Origin of the sequence: Liquorilactobacillus sucicola DSM 21376 = JCM 15457, assembly GCF_000612445.1 — a bacterium.
GTDB classification, from domain to species: Bacteria; Bacillota; Bacilli; order Lactobacillales; family Lactobacillaceae; genus Liquorilactobacillus; species Liquorilactobacillus sucicola.
On sequence record NZ_BALC01000002.1, the window covers coordinates 425496 to 447406 of the forward strand.

Annotated in this window: 19 protein-coding genes and 1 pseudogene; all 20 read left to right on the top strand. The window is 36.1% G+C overall.

The window, feature by feature from the left end; all coding sequences use genetic code 11:
- Positions 1 to 11: 11 nt before the first annotated feature.
- The 20 genes and pseudogenes from JCM15457_RS05285 (at position 12) to JCM15457_RS05380 (ending at position 21800) form a co-directional block, all read left to right on the top strand.
- Positions 12 to 794, top strand: a complete 783-nt coding sequence (locus JCM15457_RS05285; protein ID WP_034988286.1) for a hypothetical protein — start codon at positions 12 to 14, stop codon at positions 792 to 794.
- Positions 791 to 1246, top strand: a complete 456-nt coding sequence (locus JCM15457_RS05290; RefSeq protein ID WP_034988287.1) for an O-antigen ligase family protein — start codon at positions 791 to 793, stop codon at positions 1244 to 1246. Before JCM15457_RS05285 ends, JCM15457_RS05290 begins: the two co-directional genes overlap by 4 nt.
- 158 nt (positions 1247 to 1404) lie before the next feature.
- Entirely contained in the window at positions 1405 to 2823 is a 1419-nt protein-coding gene (locus JCM15457_RS05295) for an oligosaccharide flippase family protein (protein ID WP_034988288.1), read from the top strand.
- Positions 2824 to 2854: 31 nt separating this feature from the next.
- Positions 2855 to 3967 carry a UDP-galactopyranose mutase gene (gene glf, locus JCM15457_RS05300; protein WP_034988289.1) on the top strand — a complete coding sequence of 371 codons (1113 nt, stop codon included), beginning with the start codon at positions 2855 to 2857 and terminating at the stop codon, positions 3965 to 3967.
- A 596-nt stretch (positions 3968 to 4563) separates the two neighbouring features.
- Positions 4564 to 5451, top strand: a complete 888-nt coding sequence (locus JCM15457_RS05305) for a zinc ribbon domain-containing protein (protein WP_034988290.1) — start codon at positions 4564 to 4566, stop codon at positions 5449 to 5451.
- Entirely contained in the window at positions 5452 to 6879 is a 1428-nt protein-coding gene (locus tag JCM15457_RS05310; RefSeq protein ID WP_034988291.1) for a zinc ribbon domain-containing protein, read from the top strand. It abuts the gene before it with no gap.
- Positions 6880 to 7813: 934 nt separating this feature from the next.
- Positions 7814 to 8759, top strand: a pseudogene (locus JCM15457_RS12725) (NAD-dependent epimerase/dehydratase family protein).
- Between the two features lie 11 nt (positions 8760 to 8770).
- Positions 8771 to 10162, top strand: coding sequence for an exopolysaccharide biosynthesis polyprenyl glycosylphosphotransferase (locus JCM15457_RS05320; RefSeq protein ID WP_034988293.1), 1392 nt, complete (start codon positions 8771 to 8773; stop codon positions 10160 to 10162).
- On the top strand, positions 10152 to 10997 hold the full coding sequence (locus JCM15457_RS05325; RefSeq protein WP_081778194.1) for a glycosyltransferase: 846 nt from the start codon (positions 10152 to 10154) through the stop codon (positions 10995 to 10997). The genes JCM15457_RS05320 and JCM15457_RS05325 overlap by 11 nt, the downstream gene beginning before the upstream one ends.
- A gap of 20 nt (positions 10998 to 11017) precedes the next feature.
- Positions 11018 to 12115, top strand: a complete 1098-nt coding sequence (locus JCM15457_RS05330; protein WP_034988294.1) for a glycosyltransferase — start codon at positions 11018 to 11020, stop codon at positions 12113 to 12115.
- Positions 12116 to 12156: 41 nt separating this feature from the next.
- Positions 12157 to 13185, top strand: a complete 1029-nt coding sequence (locus tag JCM15457_RS11675) for a glycosyltransferase (protein WP_051993301.1) — start codon at positions 12157 to 12159, stop codon at positions 13183 to 13185.
- A gap of 5 nt (positions 13186 to 13190) precedes the next feature.
- Positions 13191 to 14342, top strand: coding sequence for a glycosyltransferase (locus tag JCM15457_RS05340; RefSeq protein WP_034988295.1), 1152 nt, complete (start codon positions 13191 to 13193; stop codon positions 14340 to 14342).
- Positions 14339 to 15367 carry a glycosyltransferase family 2 protein gene (locus tag JCM15457_RS05345; protein ID WP_034988296.1) on the top strand — a complete coding sequence of 343 codons (1029 nt, stop codon included), beginning with the start codon at positions 14339 to 14341 and terminating at the stop codon, positions 15365 to 15367. The genes JCM15457_RS05340 and JCM15457_RS05345 overlap by 4 nt, the downstream gene beginning before the upstream one ends.
- 78 nt (positions 15368 to 15445) lie before the next feature.
- Positions 15446 to 15652, top strand: coding sequence for a hypothetical protein (locus JCM15457_RS05350; RefSeq protein ID WP_034988297.1), 207 nt, complete (start codon positions 15446 to 15448; stop codon positions 15650 to 15652).
- Positions 15649 to 16623 (top strand): hypothetical protein, encoded by a 975-nt coding sequence (locus tag JCM15457_RS05355; RefSeq protein WP_034988298.1) that lies wholly within the window; start codon positions 15649 to 15651, stop codon positions 16621 to 16623. The genes JCM15457_RS05350 and JCM15457_RS05355 overlap by 4 nt, the downstream gene beginning before the upstream one ends.
- 38 nt (positions 16624 to 16661) lie before the next feature.
- Positions 16662 to 17426, top strand: a complete 765-nt coding sequence (locus JCM15457_RS05360; protein WP_034988300.1) for a YveK family protein — start codon at positions 16662 to 16664, stop codon at positions 17424 to 17426.
- A gap of 15 nt (positions 17427 to 17441) precedes the next feature.
- On the top strand, positions 17442 to 18176 hold the full coding sequence (locus tag JCM15457_RS05365) for a CpsD/CapB family tyrosine-protein kinase (RefSeq protein WP_034988301.1): 735 nt from the start codon (positions 17442 to 17444) through the stop codon (positions 18174 to 18176).
- A 90-nt stretch (positions 18177 to 18266) separates the two neighbouring features.
- Complete coding sequence (locus JCM15457_RS05370; protein WP_034988302.1) at positions 18267 to 19688, top strand: oligosaccharide flippase family protein; 1422 nt, start codon at positions 18267 to 18269, stop codon at positions 19686 to 19688.
- 111 nt (positions 19689 to 19799) lie between these two features.
- Positions 19800 to 20576 carry an ATP-grasp fold amidoligase family protein gene (locus JCM15457_RS05375; RefSeq protein ID WP_161633663.1) on the top strand — a complete coding sequence of 259 codons (777 nt, stop codon included), beginning with the start codon at positions 19800 to 19802 and terminating at the stop codon, positions 20574 to 20576.
- A gap of 483 nt (positions 20577 to 21059) precedes the next feature.
- Positions 21060 to 21800: a hypothetical protein gene (locus JCM15457_RS05380; RefSeq protein ID WP_034988304.1), complete on the top strand. Its 741-nt coding sequence runs from the start codon at positions 21060 to 21062 to the stop codon at positions 21798 to 21800.
- Positions 21801 to 21911 lie beyond the last annotated feature (111 nt).

The following is a 21911-nucleotide window of genomic DNA, read 5'->3' on the forward strand; positions in this document are numbered from 1 at the left end:
AAGGGAAAAAAATGGTAAAGCTGAAGTTAAATCTTTTTTCTACTCTGGAATACTTAGTATCTTTTTTTATAATTTTGGAATGTCGCTCAGTATATTACCTATCAATAGGTAATTCAAAAAAGATTATCATCGTTATGCTATTAGTTTCTGTATCTATATTATGCTTTTTTACAGTGCTTAGGCCGGACTTTCATGTTGATTTAAAAGAAACAATCTTTCTGTCTTTTTGGAATTTATATATGTTTGTTTATATTGTTGTTTCTGGCGGAGAGATTAAACAAGTGATTTTAAGATACTGCTTGTTTTTCTCTTTAATGTATGTTTATTTTTATTATTGGAAAATTGAGCACTCAAAGGATTTTTTAAAAAGATACTCGAATATAGTTACTATCATCGCAATTATTTCTTTAGTGTTTTGGTTTTTTGGTTCGTTACTTAACTATTTAGAGCCAAGTGGCATTGTCAATATATATTGGGGGAAAGATATTGTAGTATCGAATTATCACTACGTATACTTTCAATGGCAAAATGATGCGGTGCTTTTTGGCAAAACTTTTTATAGAAATATTGGAATTTTCTCAGAAGCACCTATGTATGTAATTCACCTTTCTATTGCGTTTATGAGTAGTCTTTTCAGTAAAGAAAGAAACACATTCAAGTTGTGTGTATTATTCATAACTATGATTACTACCTTTTCTACTGCAGGGATAATAATAATTTTGCTTATGATAATTTTAAAAAGAGCAAAAAAGTCTATAAAAAATTTTTTGTGGACAAGAAGGGAAAAATCTTGATTTTTTCGATGCCACTAATGCTAGCGATTCTTATTTTTATTGTCAAAGAATTAGTTTCGAACAAGCTGGCGACTAATTCTGGATTTAGTCGGTTAAATGATTTTTATTCGGGATTCATGGCATGGAAAGATCATCCCATTTTTGGAGCAGGCTATGGTGACATAACATCCAGACTTAAATATGTAAGTTCATTCAGATTGGCAAGAGCTGAGACTGGTTTTACCAATTCTCCCTTTGAGGTTTTAGATGAGGGGGGAATATACTTATTTCTACCATTTTTTATGTCGTTTGTTTTTTGTTTAAGATATGGGCTAAAGAAGCATAACTATGAAGTTATTTGCTTTTTGGTGGGATTAACGTTTATATTTGTTGTTTGCATTTTTTCACGGACTTTTTTGATTCTTACTTTCTTAGCTGCTTCACATGCTCTCTTTGGTATAAAAAAAGATTAAATGTGTTTTTTTAAATCAATATACATTAAAGGGTATAGCAATCTATAAAGCTTGTAAGAAAATATCTCTCACTGAGTAATTAATAACACTTCAGTTGATAATTAATTTGTGGAAAATTTATATTTAATTTCGTTGGGATACTAGGGCGAGGAGCTTTTATGCAAATTGTTAAAAACTATCTTTACAATGTCAGTTACAATTTATTAGCAATAATTTTACCGATTTTTACGATACCGTATATTACTAGAGTATTGAATCCACGAGAGGTTGGGATAAATTCGGCTACTAATTCTGTCATTACATATTTTTTGTTGGCAGGAACTTTAGGAATTACTATTTATGGTAATCGGGAAATAGCTACTAAAAGAGATGATCACACAGCAAGATCACAGACTTTTTGGGAAATAGAATTTTTGCAAATTACTACTATTGCCGTCTCTTATATAGCTTTCTTGCTATATTTATCGCTCCAGCATGAGTTTCGCATCTATTTCTTTTATCAGTCTTTTTGGATTATCGCGGGAGCTTTTGATATTTCCTGGTTTTTTATGGGAATGGAAAACTTTAAAAAGACAGTGGTCAGAAATATGTTGGTTAAAGTAATATCAGCTTGTTTGATTTTTACCTGTGTGAAATCACCAGATGATTTAGGGATTTATATACTGATTCTTTCTCTTTCTCAATTGATTGGAAATATAACACTCTGGCCGTATTTACCTAAGTTCATAAGGAAACCGATTTTTAGCAAATTGCATCCTTTACGGCATTTGCGTCCGACTTTGACATTATTTATCCCACAAGTTGCTATTTTGATTTATGTTTCTTTGAATAAAACGATGCTTTGGAAGCTTGATTCTGTCACTGCGTCAGGTTTCTATGACTATACTGATAAGATCACTAAGATAGCTCTTTCAGTTGTTACTTCTTTAGGAACCGTTTTATTACCTCGTATGTCGCATCTATATGGGAAGAAACAGTTTGATAAGATCAAATCTTACTTAATTAATTCTTCAAGTGCAATGTTGTTTATGGGGACTGCGTTAGCATTTGGTATTAGTGCAATTTCAAATAGTATTGTACATAAATTCTTGACGGTCAAATACCAACCGGTGGGAACACTGCTCATGATAGAAGCACCTGTCTTGATATTGATAGCTCTTAGCAATTTGGTTGGGCAGCAGTATCTACTTCCATTAAGAAGAACTAAGCAGTATACCAAATCGGTTACTTTAGGAGCTGTTACGAATATTGTGTTGAATATACCGTTGATATTATTGTTAGGCGTTAAAGGCTCAATGATATCTACGGTTGTCTCCGAGGCTGTTGTCACAGGTTATCAGTTGTGGGTTATCCGCAATGACATAGATGTCATACGTTTGTTTGATGGCTTTTATAAATATGTAATAGCGGGTGTTTGCATGTTCGCAATAGTTTTCTATTTGGACAATTATTTAGTTCCAAGTTATCCGCATATGGCGCTTGAGATTCTAATAGGGGCTGTTGTTTATTGTTTAGTTAATTTTATTTTGAGAACGCCAGTAGTCAAACTGGCAAAAGAATTTTTGGCGACAAGGTAAGTTGTTGTTATTAAAAATATGGGGTGAAGAAATGAAAAATTATTTAGTAGTAGGTGCGGGTTTATTCGGAGCAACATTTGCTTATGAAGCGGCTAAACGCGGACATCAAGTTAAAGTAATTGAGAAAAGGGATCATATTGCTGGTAATATCTATACTAAGGAAGTTTCTGGTATTCAGGTTCACCAATACGGCGCACATATTTTTCATACTAATAAAAAGGAAATCTGGGACTATGTTCATCAGTTTGCGGAATTCAACCGTTATACCAATACGCCAGTTGCTAATTATCATGGTGAAATCTACAACTTACCATTCAATATGAATACCTTTAATAAGTTATGGGGCGTGGTGACACCGCAAGAAGCGCTAGCGAAGATTGATGAACAGCGAGCAGTGCTAAAAGGAAAGAAACCAGAAAACTTAGAAGAGCAGGCTATTTCTCTAGTTGGAACTGATATCTATCAGAAGTTGATCAAGGACTACACTGAAAAACAATGGGGACGATCAGCTAAAGATTTACCTTCTTTCATTATTCGACGTTTACCAGTGCGTTTAACGTATGACAATAACTACTTCAATGATCCTTATCAAGGGATACCTATTGGTGGATACACGCAAATCGTTGAGAAAATGCTCGCTAGTGACTTGATCACAGTTGAAACTAATACAGACTTTTTTGAACATCAGGCTGAGTATTTGAAGAATTATGACGAAGTAGTATTTACTGGTATGATTGATCAATACTTTGACTACCGTTATGGAGAGTTGGAGTATCGCAGTTTGAGTTTTGAAACTGAGGAGCTGCAACAAGATAATTATCAAGGCAACGCGGTTGTCAATTATACTGATGCGCAAACTAAGTTTACAAGAATTATTGAACACAAGCACTTTGAGTTTGGTAAGGGTGACAAGAACAAGACCATTATTACACGTGAATATCCTAAAACATGGCATCGTGGTGATGAGCCTTACTACCCAGTTAATAATTCTGAAAACAATGCGTTGTACAAGAAATATAAAAAGCTTGCTGATGCTGATGCTAGCAACGTGATCTTCGGTGGTCGTTTAGGTCAATACCGCTATTACAATATGGATCAAGTTATTGGAGCAGCATTAGTTACGGTTAAGAATGTCCTGGACTAAGAGGGAAGATATACTGATTCTCTAATCAATGAGGAGTCTGATTATTAATTGGGCTCCTTTTTTGGTGTTTTGTAATGGGATTTAATACATTCAAAGATTTGTTTTTTCTTATCAGGCTATTGAAGAAATGTTTCGTTGTATATATGTAAAAAAATAGTATTGATGTTATTTTTCACCAATACTAAAGATGTTTGGCCTATATCATAATATGAAAAATCAACTAGATTCTAAAAAAAGCTTTGATTAACAATGCAAACAATATCCAAAAAGCAAGACTTGGTAACAGACTGTATTTTATTCCTCTAAATAATGCCATGTTCAAGACCCCCTTGCTTGAATACAGTATAGCGTTAATGTGTAATCTTTTGACAAAGACATGGTAAAGGTTGTGTAAACTTTAAAATATAGAAAGAATTATTTTTGTAATTATATAAAAGCTCAGGCTAAGACAGCTAGATTTGGTCTAGATAGTGGACTTTAGGAAGGAAAACTATTAAGTAAAAGCAAAGAATATAAAGAAACTCTTTAGATCATCATTGAAAGTCGATTTTTAAGTTGTATCATTAATATATAACAGTATTTGGAGGTAATAAGGAATGAAAACTTGTCCAAAATGTCTTTCAAAGATGAAAGACGACGTTAATTTCTGTACTAATTGCGGTACGAAGTTAACTGATATTGAATCACAAGTGACAGTAGAGGCTGATGCTGCACAACAAAAAACGCAAGGCAACAGTAATACTTCGCAGGGAAATGCTGCTAAGCAAGCCACCGCAGTCGATACACAAGCCATCCAAAGTGCACTCCAGGGCTATTGGTCATGGCTGCTTGGATCATGGAAAAGTCCTTTTAAAGCCCAGAAGACGACAAAATACGCTGGTATACTAACTTTGTTTTTAGAAAGTTTGTTTTTTACTTTAGGTATTGGTCATGGAGCGCAAAAAGCAGCTTCTGCAGCAACGAATGCAGCTAATGACTTTTTAGGAGCTTTTTCCAACTCTAATTCATCAACTTACAATTCAACATATTCTGTTGGTTTTGGTTTTTACTTTGCCATTATTTTAATAATTCTGGTTGCGGCTGTAGCAATGATCGGAATCGCTTTTTTGATTCATCGCGCAGTTGGCGGATCTGCAGTAACTGAAACATTTATTGATTATTTGAATCGCCTAGCGCATTACAGCAGTTCGATCTTACTTTTGACTTTTGTATTTTTCTTAATTGCTGTATCTGGGACAGTTGGTTTGGTGTCAATGTTGGTTATCAGCATACTTCTTCTTTTAATTTCACTTGTCTGGACTATAACGATTATCTGTGGAGTCGTTCAGCTTGAGAACGGAGGCCAGTTGGATAGGATTTATGGAGCTGTTATTACTGGCGCTATCTGTATGCTTATTGAAGGAATTGCAGTTTCCTTGGTAATCTCCAAATTAGGTGATACAGCCGGTTCTTTCATCTCGTCAATGTTCAGAGGAGGTTTATAGATGGCTGAAGAGATGTTTTGTCCCAATTGTGGAACAAAAGTTAAAACAGGCGAAGCGTTTTGTCCCAACTGTGGTTATAAGTTAAGTTCAACAGCTAAATCAGCTGCATCTAGTGAAAGAAATGAAGACACATCTGCAACTTCTGTTGAATCTGAGCAGTCTTTACAGCGCAGCACAGCGGCTCAGCCACAAAGGCCGCTTAATAAACCCTTGATTATCGCTGTTGTTGCGGTCATTGTGGTTTTGGTAGGTGGTTATTTAGGATTAAAAGACTACTATCAACCGCAAAAGCAGCTTGATCGAATTATTTCAGCTATGGGAAATACAGATGCGAATGTGGCAAAGTATGTCAAAACTGATGATCCAACATTGCAACATAAATTATCAGAAAAGAGTTTAAAGCCCACGCAGAAGTACTTCGAAAGTAATAGACAAGATTTAGCTGACTTAAAGAGTTCGCTTCAAAAGGAAAATGCGTATGATAACAGTACCTATTCGATTGAACAGAGCGGTAATGCGTGGTTGTTTTTCCCACGCTACAAGTTGAACATCAAGGCAGCTTATGTAACCTTGTCTAGTAACCATAATGGTGTAGCATTCTATCAAGATGGCAAGAAGATATGGACAACAACAAGTGACAGCTCAACTAAAAAAGTTGGGCCGCTCTTTCCCGGTAAATATACTTTTAAATCTGTTGGAAAGATCGCTGGAAGAAAGCTGGGCAACACTTCAACCAATGTTTTGACCTCTGGCACACAGAACGTATCTTTGAAGTTGAGGATAGCAACGTTCACTGTCAAGGGACGTCAAGGAGCAGATGTTTATCTAAATGGTAAGAAGGCAGGTACGCTCAATAACGAAGGAAAACTGAAATTTAAGGACTATCCAATCAGTAACGACCTGAAGGCTTCAATTGCGATTCCAGTTTCGGGTCAAACTTTGAGGTCGAAATCAGTCGATGTTAACGCTAAATTGATGTATGGGGAAACCACTATTACTCCCGCCTTCAAGGGCGTGGTATCCAAGTCGGATGCAGAAGAATTATTGGAAAGTGCTTTTTCAGGAACTCAGTCTGGCACTGAAGATTCATCAACTGCTGAACTGTTTGATGGACAGGAAAGCAATTCAAGTTATAATGATTTGTTGAAGTTCTTTGATTCCTTTAAGACTAATGACAATATCGATGATTATACAGCTGAGGTTTCAAAAGTAAACTCAGTTACGCCAGCAGGCAAAAACAAGGCAACCGTTTCTTACTCAGTTAAGTATACCTTTAATAATAGCGGTGATGCTGGAGACTCGACAAAGGTTCAGCAATTTACCTATCCTAATGCAGAAATCATCAAGCAAGGCGATGACTATAAAATTAAGACAATTGGTGTTACTAAGTCGGCTGACTGGGAGAAAAATTATTCCAATGATGATTAAGTAAAACATAAGTTTTGAAAATTAGTTAAAGAATATTGAAAGCAAAGCTTGCAAATATGACTTTATCTAATAGTTATGATATATTTGACTCGTGTTATATAACATGTGAACAGCACTACAGGCTAGGCTATGATAACGCCTAGTCTTTTTTATTTTGTGTTCATCAAAGCAGGGGAAAGTCTGCCAATATTTGTTAGTTTTTGATAATAACTACAGCTTTTAGGAAAAATTTTATTGCAGATCAAGTTCTAAATAAGGCTGGGTACTATAGTTATAAAGAGCAGAGAATATTATGTATGAACCCGCATTTTAAGATGGAGCAACCTTTTTTTGATAGTCAGTAGTCAACCAATCTAAAAATATCAAAAAAACATTGAACGTAATTATTGCTTAATAGCTCTGACTAAGTTTTAGATGCTGTTAGACAATAATTATATATAAGAGACATTTTAAAAAATAGATAGTATTAAAAAGTCACAGCTTATTCGTAGAGAATAGTATCTTAGTTGGTGCAATGAAAAAAATCTCGCCTCACTACATGTATGGGGGGGGTAGGCTATCTATGAAATCGTCGTTTTTTTAATAAAATTGTTCTAATTTTTTGCATTATTTTTTTAGGCGCGCTTAATACTACACCATATATTTTTAGAAAAAGATTTTATTTCTTTAGGAGATAAGGTCTTTTTTTGTATATAAAAGTTATATTGTAAGGCTTTTTTTATTTAGCATATTATATGGATCACTTTTTATATTTGTTTGTTTATTCTGTTTAAATGTGTATAATAATAATCGTAAATAGTTACTATTAACTTTTTATATTTTATTATCGGGAGTGATGTGGAATATTTTACATTTAGGTGTCTTTGAAAATTTTTATTATGTTTTGGAAAATAAATAGTCTATTTTAGTGCTTTTGATCAGGAGGGGGTTTAGTTTGGTTAATTATTTGATTACCGGTGGTGCTGGGTTCATTGGTTCCAATTTAGCAGCTGAGGTTGTTAAGCGAGGCGGTAAGGTGTCACTAGTCGATGATTTGTCAATGGGAAAAGAAGAAAATATAATTCATTTGAATAAAAAAAGAGTCACTTTTTACAAGAAATCTATTACTGATCATGATTTTATGACTAATCTGCTTATTAAAGAGCATTTTGATTACATTATTCTTCTAGGTGCAGTTGCAAGTGTAGCTAACTCTGTCCGCATGCCTTACGAGACACACGAGGTTAATCAAGAAGCGAATATAAACATTCTTGAAACCATTAGAAAGTTTGGGTTAAATGTAAAAAAACTGCTTTTTGCTTCGTCTGCAGCAGTTTATGGGAATAATCCACAACAGCCTAAAAAAGAAGGTTCTGCGATTGAACCAGGTACACCTTATGCGATCGACAAATTCGCCAGCGAACGGTATGCATTGACATACGGCGAGTTGTATCAAATTCCAACAGTGGCGACGCGTTTTTTTAATGTTTATGGACCAAGCAAAATCCAGATTCGCCGTATTCAGGTGTTTTGTCAATCATCTTTGACTGCTTAGAAAATAATAAACAATTTAAATTATTCGGTGATGGATCGCAAACAAGAGATTTTACTTATGTCAAAGACGTTGTGAATGCTGTTTTACTACTGTTATACGATTCAAAAGCTGTCAATAGTGTTTATAACGTTGCAACTGGTAAATCAGTTTCATTAAAAGAAGTAATCGCCACTTTTGAGAAGATTTTAAATAAACAGCTTGAAATTGAGTATTTGCCTGAAAGAATAGGGGATGTTAAACATTCAAGTGCAAATATCAGCAGGTTAATGGCTATGGCTTTAGGCCGGATTACGACATCGTTGCAGGACTGAATCTATACATTAATGCTGGGGTGGCAGGTATTTAAGGGGGGATTACATGAATGGAAAAAGTAGTAATTGTTCTGGTAAGTTTCTTGGTAATATAGGTTTTCATATCGTTCAGGTCAGCAATCTGTTACTCATGACCGCTTCCTTTGCATTTGTCTGGTACGTTTTCTATGCTAATAAAATTACCGCTCCATTGTACAATCGCAATAGTCTTTTGTTTTTATTAGTTTTTGCAGTTATTTATTTCCTCTACGGGAGAATATATGACGCTTTTGAGGTTAATATTTCAAAAGTTTCGGAGTTAACTTACAGTCAGTGCCTTGCGGCATTGCTATCGGATGGCATTTTGTACATCATGATTAGTCTTTTAGCACACAGGGTTATAAGCATTCTACCAATGGTACTCTGTTTCTTTATTCAAACAGTAGTTGCACTAGGTTGGAGTACCACTGCCAACCGAATCCATAAATACCTTTTTCCAGCAAAGAAAACTCTTGTAATTTACAATGAGCGGACAGAGTTAGAAAAACTAAAATTAAATAAAAAATTAAGAGCCAGTTTTATGATGCAACGTTTTTTGCATGTGACAGACTGTGAGAACAAGCTAACGCAATGTTTTGAGGGAATGGATGCTGTGTTTCTAATTAACATTGACAGTCAAAGGTGCAATCAGATAATCAAGGAGTGCGCTGCAAGTAACATGGCTGTTTATCTATTGCCACGCATTGGGGATGTAATCATGAGCAGTGCGGAAAAAATGCATATGTTACATTTGCCGATTCTGCGAGTATCTCACTATGATCCGCAACCTGAATACATTATTTTAAAAAAAGCTTTCGATCTTTTTTCAGCTGGAATTCTTCTAATTTTGACTTTGCCGCTATTCATTGTAGTGGCTGCGGCGATTAAGCTGGATGATCGTGGCCCGGTTTTCTATAAGCAAAATCGGTTGACACAGGGGGGAAAGGTATTTAAAGTCCTAAAGTTTCGTTCAATGAGAATGGATGCAGAAAAGGATGGTGTAGCGAGGTTGTGTACAGGAGATACTGATAACCGGATCACACCAGTTGGTAAGTTTTTACGCAAAGTACGTTTAGATGAACTGCCACAGTTAATCAATATTTTAAAGGGTGAAATGAGTGTGGTCGGTCCGCGACCAGAAAGACCAGAAATCGCAAAAGAATATGAAAAAACGTTGCCGGAATTTTCCCTACGGTTACAGGCAAAAGCTGGGTTAACTGGTTATGCGCAGGTCTATGGCAAGTACAATACGTCTCCATACAATAAGTTGGAAATGGATTTAATGTATATTGCGAAACCGCGTGTTTTAACGGATCTAAAGATTATTTTTGCAACGATTAAGATCTTATTTATGTCCGAGAGCACCGAAGGAGTATCCAAGGAACAAGCAATTGTAGCTGGAAAGGCAAATGGCAGATAGCATGGCAGTAGAGAGTGGAAATTATAGTATTTTGTTGTCTGTATATGAAAAAGAACAACCAGCATTTTTTTTAAAGGCTTTGGAAAGTGTATTGGAACAAAGTGTATTGCCAAGACAGCTTGTGTTGGTTGAGGATGGTCTGCTGCCAAAAGAATTAGACACCGTAATTATGAGCTTTAGTACACGTGCTGCATTTGAAGTTACACTTGTTAAGCTAGACCGGATTTACGACTTGGGGACAGCATTGAACATAGGATTGAAACATTGTCGCTATGATTTTGTTGCCAGAATAGATAGTGACGATATTAATCTTCCCAACAGAATGGAAAAGCAGCTTGACTTTTTGAAAGAAAACCAAACAGTTGCGGTTGTGGGAACATATATTCAAGAATTCTATGAATTGAACGGAAATATAAAGAAGTTAAAAATACGAAAAGTACCGCTGACCCCAACTGAAACTGCACGTTTTTCAAAGAAACGCAACCCAATGAACCACATGAGCGTCATGTTCAGAAAAGAATCCATTGTTAACTCTGGTGGATATAAGAAAATGCTTCATTTTGAAGATTATTTCTTATGGCTCAGAGTACTGGACAAAGGCTATCAGCTTGCAAATTTGGCAGAAGTTATGGTTCTTGCTAGAACTGGGGATAAATTTTACGCAAAGAGAACAGGTTGGAAATATTTTTGTGAAGAAGTCAGCTTTCAAAAGACAGTTTTGGCGCATAATTTCGTCAGTCTACAGCAGTTTTTTATGAATGTAATGACAAGAGGGATAGTTCGGTTGCTCCCAGCTGGAATGATAAGGCTGGTTTATAAGCTGATTCGCAACTAGTTCTTGAAAGGAAGTATATTGTGGGAAAGTTTAAGCAAATTCGGGTTTTACAGCTACCGGACACGATTTGTAGAAGCAATGGCAGAATGCATGTCATTATGAATGCCTACCGGAACATTGATCGCAAGCGGGTTCAGTTTGATTTTGCCTGTACCACTGCTGCAGGGGCAACTTTTGAAGATGAAATAGCTGCATTGGGTGGCAAAGTCTATTTCTTGGATCAGAGTAAAAAAATGGATTTACCCTACACATACCGGTTCATAAAGCATTTACTGCTGTCACAGCAGTATGTCGCACTTCACTATCATGCAACTTCACCTTGGGGAGTTGGAATTCGGGCGGCGAAGAAAGCAGGAACCCCTATAATTATAATGCACTCACATAATAGCATGTGGGGTTCAACAAGAATTAAGGGCTTTAGAAACTATCTGTTCAGTATCGGACTAGCTAGAAAAGCTACGGTCAGGCTAGCCTGCTCAAAGAATGCAGGAAAAACACTTTTTGGGAAAAAAGAGTTTCTGCTGCTGAACAATGCAATTGATACGCATAAGTTCAAGTTTGACCAACTGAAACGAGCTAGTACAAGAAAGAGTCTTAAAATTGCAAATGATACATTGCTTTTGGGACAAGTTGGGCGACTCTCTAAGGAGAAAAACCAGTTGTTTTCTCTGAAACTGCTCAAGAAACTCACTGAAATAAATCTTAAGGCTCAGCTAATTTTTTTGGGAGAGGGTTCCATGCGAGATGAGTTAAAAAAAACGGCAACAGAGTGGGGAATTTGCAGCAACGTAATTTTTGCTGGACAAAGAACTGATTTGGAGTCGTATTACAATGCGATGGATGTTTTCTTAATGCCTTCGCTGTATGAAGGCTTACCGGTTGCCGCGATAGAGGCACAGTGTGCCGGATTGCCAGTTTTGATGAGTGACCGAATAACAACTGAAGCAAACGTTGGCTCCGCTGAATTTTTGGGGATTGATAATACCGATGAGTGGATACAAAAAATAAAGGGTCTTGGAGGAAGTCGATCTGGCCGTGAATTAGGTGAAGAATTAGTTGTTAAGAATGGTTATGCCGCAGCTATTGAAGCAAAAAAATGGGAGTCTCTCTACAGGTGATCTGTTCGTAATGTTTGATGAAGAGGGAGGATGTAATTTTTTTGAATAAGTTAGTTTCCGTGATTATTCCAATTTATAATGCAGCAGTTTATTTAGAACAATGTTTAACTAGTATTCAAGAACAGACATACAAGGAGTTAGAGGTATTACTGATTAATGATGGCTCCACGGATAATAGCCAATCAATTTGTAACCATTTTTGCAGGAAGGACAGTAGATTTTCTTTAGTAAACATTACCAATCAAGGGCCTTCAGCAGCGAGGAATCAAGGATTAAAAATGGCGCGCGGCGATTACATTTATTTTGCTGATGCAGATGATTTACTTGCCCCTAATCTAGTTGCCAAAGTACTAGAACTCTTTGATTGTTTTAAATCTGAGATTGTAGCATTTAACTATTATGAACTTTATGGAACGCAGAAGACAGCAGCAGGATATCACAATCCAGAGTTAGGAGAAGTTAGCGCAGTCGCTGCTCTTGCTGCACTTTTTCAAGGTGCATTTGGCAACTATGTCTGGAAATTTATTGCTAAGCGTGAACTTTATATTAAAAACAACCTTTTTTTCCCCTTAGGGCGAAATTTTGAAGATGTTGCGACGACCTATAGAATATTTGGAGCTGCCACTAAAGTATATTTTACGGCTGAACGGCTTTATTTCTACAGACAAAGAAGTTCTTCCGTTTCACATGGCTACAACTCGAAAGATGTTGATGATTTGGTGACAACGATTGCAGAAATGGAGTGCTATACCGACCATAATTTCAAAGTCTTACGGGGAGAATTGCGAAAATTGGAGTTCAATCTGCTATTTATGAGTGTAATCCAAATGAATGGGTGGAAACCGACTACACAGTTAATTTCAGAAAAAGCAAAAAAATTGCGGCTCAATAGTAATCTTGAGGATGCACACAAACTAAGAAGTACATTAGAAGAAATTCACCGCAAAACACCTAAAATAGACAAAGAATATGTGCGGCAAGGACTTAAGCTGGGAGCGTGGAAACTTCATGTTTTTCCCGTGCTCCTGCAGGCAAAAAAAGCAGCAAACATACTTTTAGGCAGAAGGTGAGCAAGATGGGGACGAAAAAAATATATGTTCTGCAGATTGGTATGACTCCTAACCCAGGTGGAATAGAAGCGTACGTGATGAATTTGTACAAAAAAATAGACAGACACAAAGTCCAGTTTGACTTTGTTGACTGGTGCGGGAATGAGGACATTGCGTTTGGAGCTGAAATCAGGCGTCTGGGCGGGCATATTTTTAAAATTCCCAGCCGCCAAGATAACTATCTGGAGAACAAAAGGGCGGTTAATAAACTTGTTGCTTCTGGAAAGTACAGCTACACCTATAATAACCTTAATTCACTCAGTAATATTACGGGGATTACTTCTACGTACGGTATTGCGAATGTGACTCCAATTATTCATGCTCACAATGATAATATCGAAGAAGGAAAAATGATTGCTAAATTTCTTGATAAAGTTCATAAACCCTATGTGAACTTTAGAAAAGGTGTCCGATTAGCATGTAGTCGCAATGCAGGTAAATGGATGTTTCCCCACAAAGAATTTAGTGTGGTGGCTGATTCAATTGATACATTGGCTTTCAAGTATACGGATAAAACGAGAAAATTGTACCGTCATGAACTTGGTTTAGAAAACAAGCTGGTTGTTGGCAGCGTGGCTCGTTTTGGCCCACAGAAAAATTTACCTTTTCTCATTAAAGTTTTTCAGCAACTTTGTGAAACTGTTGAAAATGCTATTTTATTGTTAGTAGGTGCGGGTGAACAGGAGGAGCAACTGAGAAAACAGGTTATAGAAACTGGATTGAACTCACGTGTTCATTTTTTAGGAGCTCGAACTGATACGGCGAATCTGATGCAAGCGATGGATCTTTTGATTGCACCTTCCATTTTCGAAGGATTTGGAATGTCGGTTTTAGAGGCACAATGTGCTGGACTGCCATGTTATGTTTCTGAGGCCTTTCACCCAGAAGTGCTGCAGACGTCATTAGTCAAGAAAATATCATTAGAATTAAGCCCTGCCTGCTGGAGTGATTGTATTCGCAATGATTTGCAAGTGCGAGCAACCCAGAAAAGATTAGCGTTTGACGCTGTTATTAAGGAAAAGGGGTATGACAGCCGTGAGAGTGCTGCTAGGCTTCAAGATAAGCTGTTAAGTGGTTTTCGAGAAAAGGGTAATTATAGGGGGGAAAGTTATCAGTGAAGTTATCTATTATCATGCCAATTTATAATGTAGAAGATTGCCTTGAAAGAACAATTGCGCTTACTGCAACTCAGATTTGCAATAAGAATGATGTTGAACTGATTTTAGTAGATGATGGTTCTGAGGATCGGAGTCCTGAGATCTGTGACAGGTATAGTGCACATTATGTGAACGTGAAGACGCTGCATCAAAAAAACGCGGGAACAGGGGCAGCGCGGAATGCTGGTATTAAAAATGCGCGAGGCGAATATCTTTACTTTGCAGACCCAGATGATTATCTGGCAGACGACACAGTTGCAGCAATTCTAAAAATGATAACCAAACAGGCAGAACTGTTTATTTTTAATTATTGGAATGTTGACAGTCTTACTGGGAAAAAAGAGCGGAAGTTTTTAGGTGTTAATGCCTTACTGAATAAGGCAGATTTTAGAAGTGATTTTGTAAAGTTGTTTAAAACAGAGATGTTGTACACTGTGTGGAATAAAGTATATCAGAAAAAATTTTTGCTTGAGCATCGACTTTTATTCGGAAACGCACCCATGGGGCAGGATGTAAGGTTTAATTTAGCTGTTTATGAAAAAGTTGACAGTGTTTACCTTTCTACTGAATGTTTGTATTACTACGTTCAAGACCGAATTGGATCCTCAACAACCAAATATCGTTCAAACCGGTTTCAGTTAAAGAGCGAAGAGGTGCATCTTTTGCAGAAATTGTTAACTGAATTTGGCTTAGAAGCACCGGACTTTATAGAACTTCTGTACCGAAACGTTTTTCTAGATGTTTCAAGACACATTGTAGATTGTAACCTTTCCAATAAAGAGAAGGTTAAAGAACTGCAACGATTATGCAGTTCGGAATTATTTGCACATTTAGAAAAAACTGAGTTTAAACCGAGCATCAGCTGGCTGCTTTTGTATAAGGGATGGTATGATTGCTTGATTTGGTATGTGAAGTCAAGATTGTATCTGCAAAATAGATTAGCTGTACTTACGACTCACAAGCATATAACCTCTGCGTCAGACTAAAGGAAGAATACCTTTACTGAACAACTTTTTATCGGCGCACAGAAATAGATAATAAAAAGACAGTACGGGGGGCAATCCATGACTTTTATAATGTTTCTCATTAGTCCAATACTAGGATTAATCTCTGTTATTGAGTCTTTTGCGAAATACAAAAACTTGAATAAGTGGATCGTAATTACAGTGACGGTAATTGTTTTTTTCTTCCTTGGATACAGTGTAAGACTGACCAATGTAAATGCTGACTTGGTCAGTACTTCAGCTGGTTTTCTAACTACGAAAATATGACTTACAGCTTCATCCTTAGTGAAGCAGTCAGTGAGAAAAACGTTTTTGTTTTACAGCAACTGATGCTGACATTTTTTAGTAAATTGCATAACGAAAACTTATTTACGGGTTTCATTGTTGCTGTTTTCTATGCGTGCTACATGTATATTGTGACGACTTACCTTCGGCAATTTTCTTCCGCCAAGTTCGGCTTTGAGAAGAAAAGGATGGCCATTAATTTCGGATTATTGATAATTTCATTCGGCTGGGTACTAACTAGTGTGCGGAATCCAATGGCAAATGCACTGATAGCTGTTGCAATTTTTAGAGATTTGTATATGCATAAAAATGGCATACTTACTCTTATATTTTACTTTTTAGGACTCTCAATGCATATTGCAGTACTTCCAATCATTGTCTGTAGAATTCTAGTTGGAATTATTTTCTCCAGATCTTTACTGCGTCGCTGTTTCAGTATTATTTTGGGAGTCATATTAATGTTAGCTGCAGTAGATTCTAATATTACCAGTACAGCTAATGATAAGTTTAGTATGTATGGGTTAGGTTCGAGTGGCGGGGGTTTCGCTGAATATGCTCGCTCTAGCTTTTATTACCAGGTCAATAGTTTGTTTCTATTGTGGTTAATGGTTTTAAATATTTTGCTAATAATGATTGTCAAAAAGCAGCATGGTTCTTTAGATAGAACCTTCCGACGCTTTTTAACTACTGTTTCGGTACTCGCTATTATAAGTTATTTTTCACCAGCACCCTTGATTGACCGATATGGAATGTTTGTTGAGATCTTTATGCCAGTTGTGGTGGTTAACGTTGATTTTAGAAGAATTGCGATGGGAACGCGAAAGGCTCTGTTATTGATGTTGGCAGTGACTGTAATTTTCGGTTTTTTGTGGCAACTAGCTTTTTTAAAGTATCAAATCGATATTTTAAGCTTTATGTTTACGGTAATTATGGGCTGGTTGTCATTGCTGTAGCTCTCAATTAATTGGGATAAAAGTATAGGAGGAATTTGATGAACGAAGAAGTAAATGGTGAGGCTTTAATTGATTTAAGTGGCTTGGTGATATTAATGCGAAAGAGTTTTTGGAACATTGTTTTGTTGGGAGTCACTGGTGCAGTACTTGCAATGCTGTTCTCATTTGTCTTTATGACACCTAAGTACAATGCGACAACTGATCTGTTAGTTAACCAGAAAGCTAGTAATCAACAGATGCAATACAATATGCAGCAGGCAGATCTTCAGGTCATTAATACATATAAAGATATTTTAAAAAGGGATGTTGTCCTAACGCCAGTTTTAAAACAAATTAAGCGGCAGGATAATTACACCGGAACCCTTAATTCACTGCGTGACTCAATTTCTATTACTAACCAAACCAATTCTCAAGTTTTAAGTGTTACTGTTAAGGATAAAAATGCTTATACTGCTACGGAGATCGCTAATGCAATTGGAAAGGTTTTTAGTTCACGAATTAAAAAAATGATGAAAGTTAATAATGTCACGATCGTTACAAGGGCAACACCACAGTTAAATCCAATTTCTCCGAATGTAAAACTTAATCTTTTGATTGGGATAGTTGCCGGACTACTACTAGGAATAGTAATTGTCGTTATTCGTGACCTTACAGATACAACTGTCCGTGATGAAAAGTTCCTTACGGAGGAATTGAACTTAACAAGTCTAGGAGTTGTCAACCATATAAATGATTATGATAATAAGCGGCATGCTGTTAGTGCATTGCAAGATTCAATTGTGACGGAGACACGGCGAGTCTAAAAAAGGGGGTAGAAAATGTTTGATTTTTGGAAAAAGAAAAAATTAGGACTTTCAACGAATTCAATGGAGAATGGGGTTTATATGATAACAGTTGTTGCACCTAGTTCTGTAGTTGCTGAACAGTTCAAAACGATTCGGACTAATATTCAATTTTCAAATGTTGATCAGCATTTGAAAACTTTAATGGTGACTTCTTCTATAGGATCCGAAGGAAAGTCAACTATTGCGGCTAACCTTGCAATTACGTTTGCGGACCAAGGTCTCAAGACACTATTAGTAGATACGGATACGCGTCGACCGACACTGAGTGCAACGTTTGGTATTAGCAATCTCAATGGGCTGACTAACTATTTAACAGATTGTAATTTTGATATTAATACTGTTATTTATAGGACGACAATTGAAAAGATGTTTGTACTGCCGAGCGGACCAGTTCCGCCCAATCCTTCTGAACTCTTAAATTCACAACGAATGGATGCACTCATTAAGCAGCTTTCAGAACGGTTTGATCTGGTGATTTACGACGCACCGCCAGTCTTATCATTTACGGATGCGCAAGTACTTTCTACCAAGATAGAGGCTACGATCTTAGTGGTGCGTGAAAACGTAGCTGAAAAAGAAGTCGTTCGTCGTTCTGTGAACCTCTTGAAGCATGTTAAAGCACATCTAATAGGAAACATTTTTAATGATCATGATACTTCGGGTGGTAATGGGTACTACGGTTATGGATATTATGACAAGGATGATTAAAAAGAAAGGAGCTGACAAATACGGTTTTTTTATTAGTTGAGTTAGGCATAGTGGGAGTCAAAAATACAGGATCACATAGGGGTTTGTATCTTGAAAAAAATTTTTAAAAACTTTTTGTATCAAGCAACATATCAGTTGCTACTTATCATATTGCCATTTGTTACAATTCCTATTGTTTCTAACGCTTTGGGGGTGAAGGGGATCGGAATTTACAACTATGTAAATTCAATCATTACTTACTTTACTCTTGTGGCAGGCTTAGGATTGGCTAACTATGGCATTAGAGAAATTGCCTCTGTTCGGGAGAACAAAAATTTACTCAACAAAAAATTTTCAGAACTGCTCCAGTTTAACATCATTATTTCGTTATTCGTGACGGCGTTCTTTGTCTTCTTTGTATTAGTGCTTAGCCGATATCAAGTTTATTTTCTAATTGCCGGTTTGTCGATTATAGCTTGTGTGTTTGATATTTCATGGTTTTTTGCTGGAATTGAAGATTTCAAAGTTGTTACCCTTAGTAACTTTGCCATCAAGTTGATATCACTTTTTCTAATTGTCGTTTTTGTAAATTCCACTGATGATTTATTCAAGTATCTATTTATCCAAGCTGCAAGTTCAGTTATTTCTAACGTTTTGATGTTTTTGTTTTTAAAGGGAAAGGTTAAGTTAGTCAAAGTTACTTTAGGAGAGGTTTTCTCACACTTCAAACCAGCAGTTAACTATTTCTATGGCAACGTTGCAATTACTTTGTATACCACGTTAAGTAAGACCTTTCTAGGCTTAATGGTCAGTGTTGCAATTGTTGGTTTATATAGTAACAGTATACAGTTAACATCAATTGTTGTAGTCATTATTACCACATTAGATACTGTATTAATGCCCCGATTGACTTACTTATTTGAGTCAAATAACTTTGCCAAGATGATCAGTGTTATCGAACAGACTTTTCATGTGCAGTTATTTTTCTCTATTCCAGCAATGTGTGGTCTGATTGCAATTAATAATAAGTTGATTCCTTGGTTTTTTGGCAAATCATTTTCGTACCTAACGTACACGGTTCCGGCATTGGCACCCTTAGTAGTGATAATTCCCTTGGGAACTTCTGTCATGAGACAATACCTCATGCCTAAAAATGAATTTCGTAAATTTAATTTTTCCGTATATGTGGGAGCAATTATAGGAGTAACCACTAATCTGATGCTGATACCAATTTTTAAAATTTGGGGAGCAGTAATTGCTTCTCTGTTGGCAGAAGTAGCCGTTACCTATTTACGGTTACGATATCTCTTCAGTGAAACTTCCTTTACATTTTCGAAAAAGAAAATTGCTGGATACGTATTTTCCGGTATCGTGATGGGAGTTGCAATTTATACTTTGACTGCTAAAATGCCGTCGGTAGCCATGACTACACTCATTCAAATCATACTTGGTGGAATAATTTATTGTATCTTGACCCTATTTTTAAGAGTCAATCCCTTAATTCAGATTTTTAAAGATGTATTCAAAAAATAAAATTTTAAGGAGATGGTTAGTTTGCTAAAATATCATTTATACCAAAAAAGTTTACAATTGCTAACGATTATTAATCCAAAATGGAACGTTGAAGTTTCATACAGGCACACTATGAAAAGTAAAATTAATTTAAAAAATCCTCAAACGTTTAACGAAAAAATTTGCTGGTTGAAACTCTACGATTACCCTAAAAATAAATTAGTGATCAGGTGTACGGATAAAGTCGAGGCACGCGATTATATTCGTGAAAAGGGGCTTGAAGGACTTTTAAACGAAATTTATCAGGTTTGTGATGATCCGGAGAATATTGAATTCAATAAACTGCCTGCGGAGTATGTGGTCAAGTGGGGGCATGACTATGGAAGTACAATTATCTGCAATAGCACTACAAATACTGAAAAAGTTAAGCAAAAATTAAAACGTCTAAAACACAGGAAGTTCTATTTAAACAGTGCAGAAATGCACTATAGTAAAATCAAACCCAAAGTAATTGTCGAGAAGTTGTTAAAGGATACAACTCAACCAGAACTCTATGATTACAAGGTTTTTTGCTACAATGGAGTGCCACGATTTATAATGGTTTGTTTAGGGAGACAAGAAAATAACACCAAGTTTTACTTTTTTGATACTCAGTGGACTTTCCTACGGTTAAACAATGATGGTAAGGAAGCACCTAAGAATTTTAATATTCCTAAACCAGTGTGTTTTGAGGAAATGCTGAAGGACGCACGAAAACTGTCAGAGGACTTTAAGTTTGTCAGAGTTGATTTTTACATTGTTAACGATAAACTGGTTTTTAGTGAATTGACATTTTCACATGCAGCAGGTATGGATAGGGACATTCGCGGGAGTTTCGATTTGTTGCTGGGGAAGTACCTAACGTTGTAGATTTTGCGGTCTCAAAATCTCAAACTAGGGCACTTTTTAATCTCTTGTTGATTCTATTGTACTTTGGCTTATTAGTTTTACTACACTATCTACAGAGTGAGTAGTTATCGGGAATAGCCCAATATTCTAATATTTCTAGCACAGCACTTACCATAGTTAAAATAATTAGCAATAGTCTCTTCTTGCTCAATCGAGTAGTTAGTTTTCCTGTTTTACTTTCCCTTTAATTCATCAGTGTTTTTATATTCTTGATACCAGTTGTTTAAAGCTTCAACAGAAGAGTAATTTATCAATTACTGCTGCAAATGAAATTATAAGATGTGTAGAATTAAAAATAGCATCATGAGTTAAATTGTGATAACACTAAATTTTGTTGGCGCAGTTGTAAGTTGAAAATTTTAGGATGAGCAGACAACATTAGACTTTAGGTATATTATTAGATATAATGCAATTGATTTTATTTTCCAGGAAAGAAGCGTTCTAATGATTACGAAACAAGAGATATTCAAAAAGCTTCAGGTTGCTGCAACTTCCAATAAAATTTTATTACGTAAAGGAAATTCAACAAAAGTACCGGCGTACATATCAAGTTGGTTATTGTTCGATGAAGATTTCAAAACTTTGCATGATTACCCTGATGATTATTCAAAAGTTGCTCATAAATTATCACCACACAATATTATGCTAGGACTTAATGCTGGTGAGATGTCTCAAATGACATCTCCTTGGTTTTTCTTTCATGCTCGTATTGATGAAAAAACTGGTAAAGTTACATGTAAGCGAAGCGAAACAATTTTAAAAAAGGTTTACAGTCAAGGCTTTGTTCAAGATGCACTTGGCGGTGCATACATGACTGATATTTTTAAGTATAATGAAATTACAGAAGACGGTTTGTTGCGACTTGGAATTGAAAAAAATTCTAAGAATGTTAAATTGTCAAGTGCTGTAAAAAAACTAAACTTTAGCATACTCTATAATGAACTGAAATTAGCTGCAAAATTGGCGAATACTGAAAGTGTTAACTTAGTTCCATTGGGTGGAGATGCTTATAAAGGAGCACTTGATTTTTTAAATTCTATTGAGGATGTTGATTTGAAAATAAACATATTGACTGATGGCAACAATAAACCATTGTTCCACTACTCTTCCAGAAAATCCTGGCAAGATTTCAATGAACAACTCAAAGGATTTATTTTAAAAAATAAGGAAAAACTCACACGCTAAGAGCAGTGTGGAGACAGAAGATTTCAATATCTAAATATGGCGAAATTGTTTTTGAAAAGTATAATTTTTTCAGGCTCTTCGTCAACTGTGTTGGTGAATCCAAATATTAGA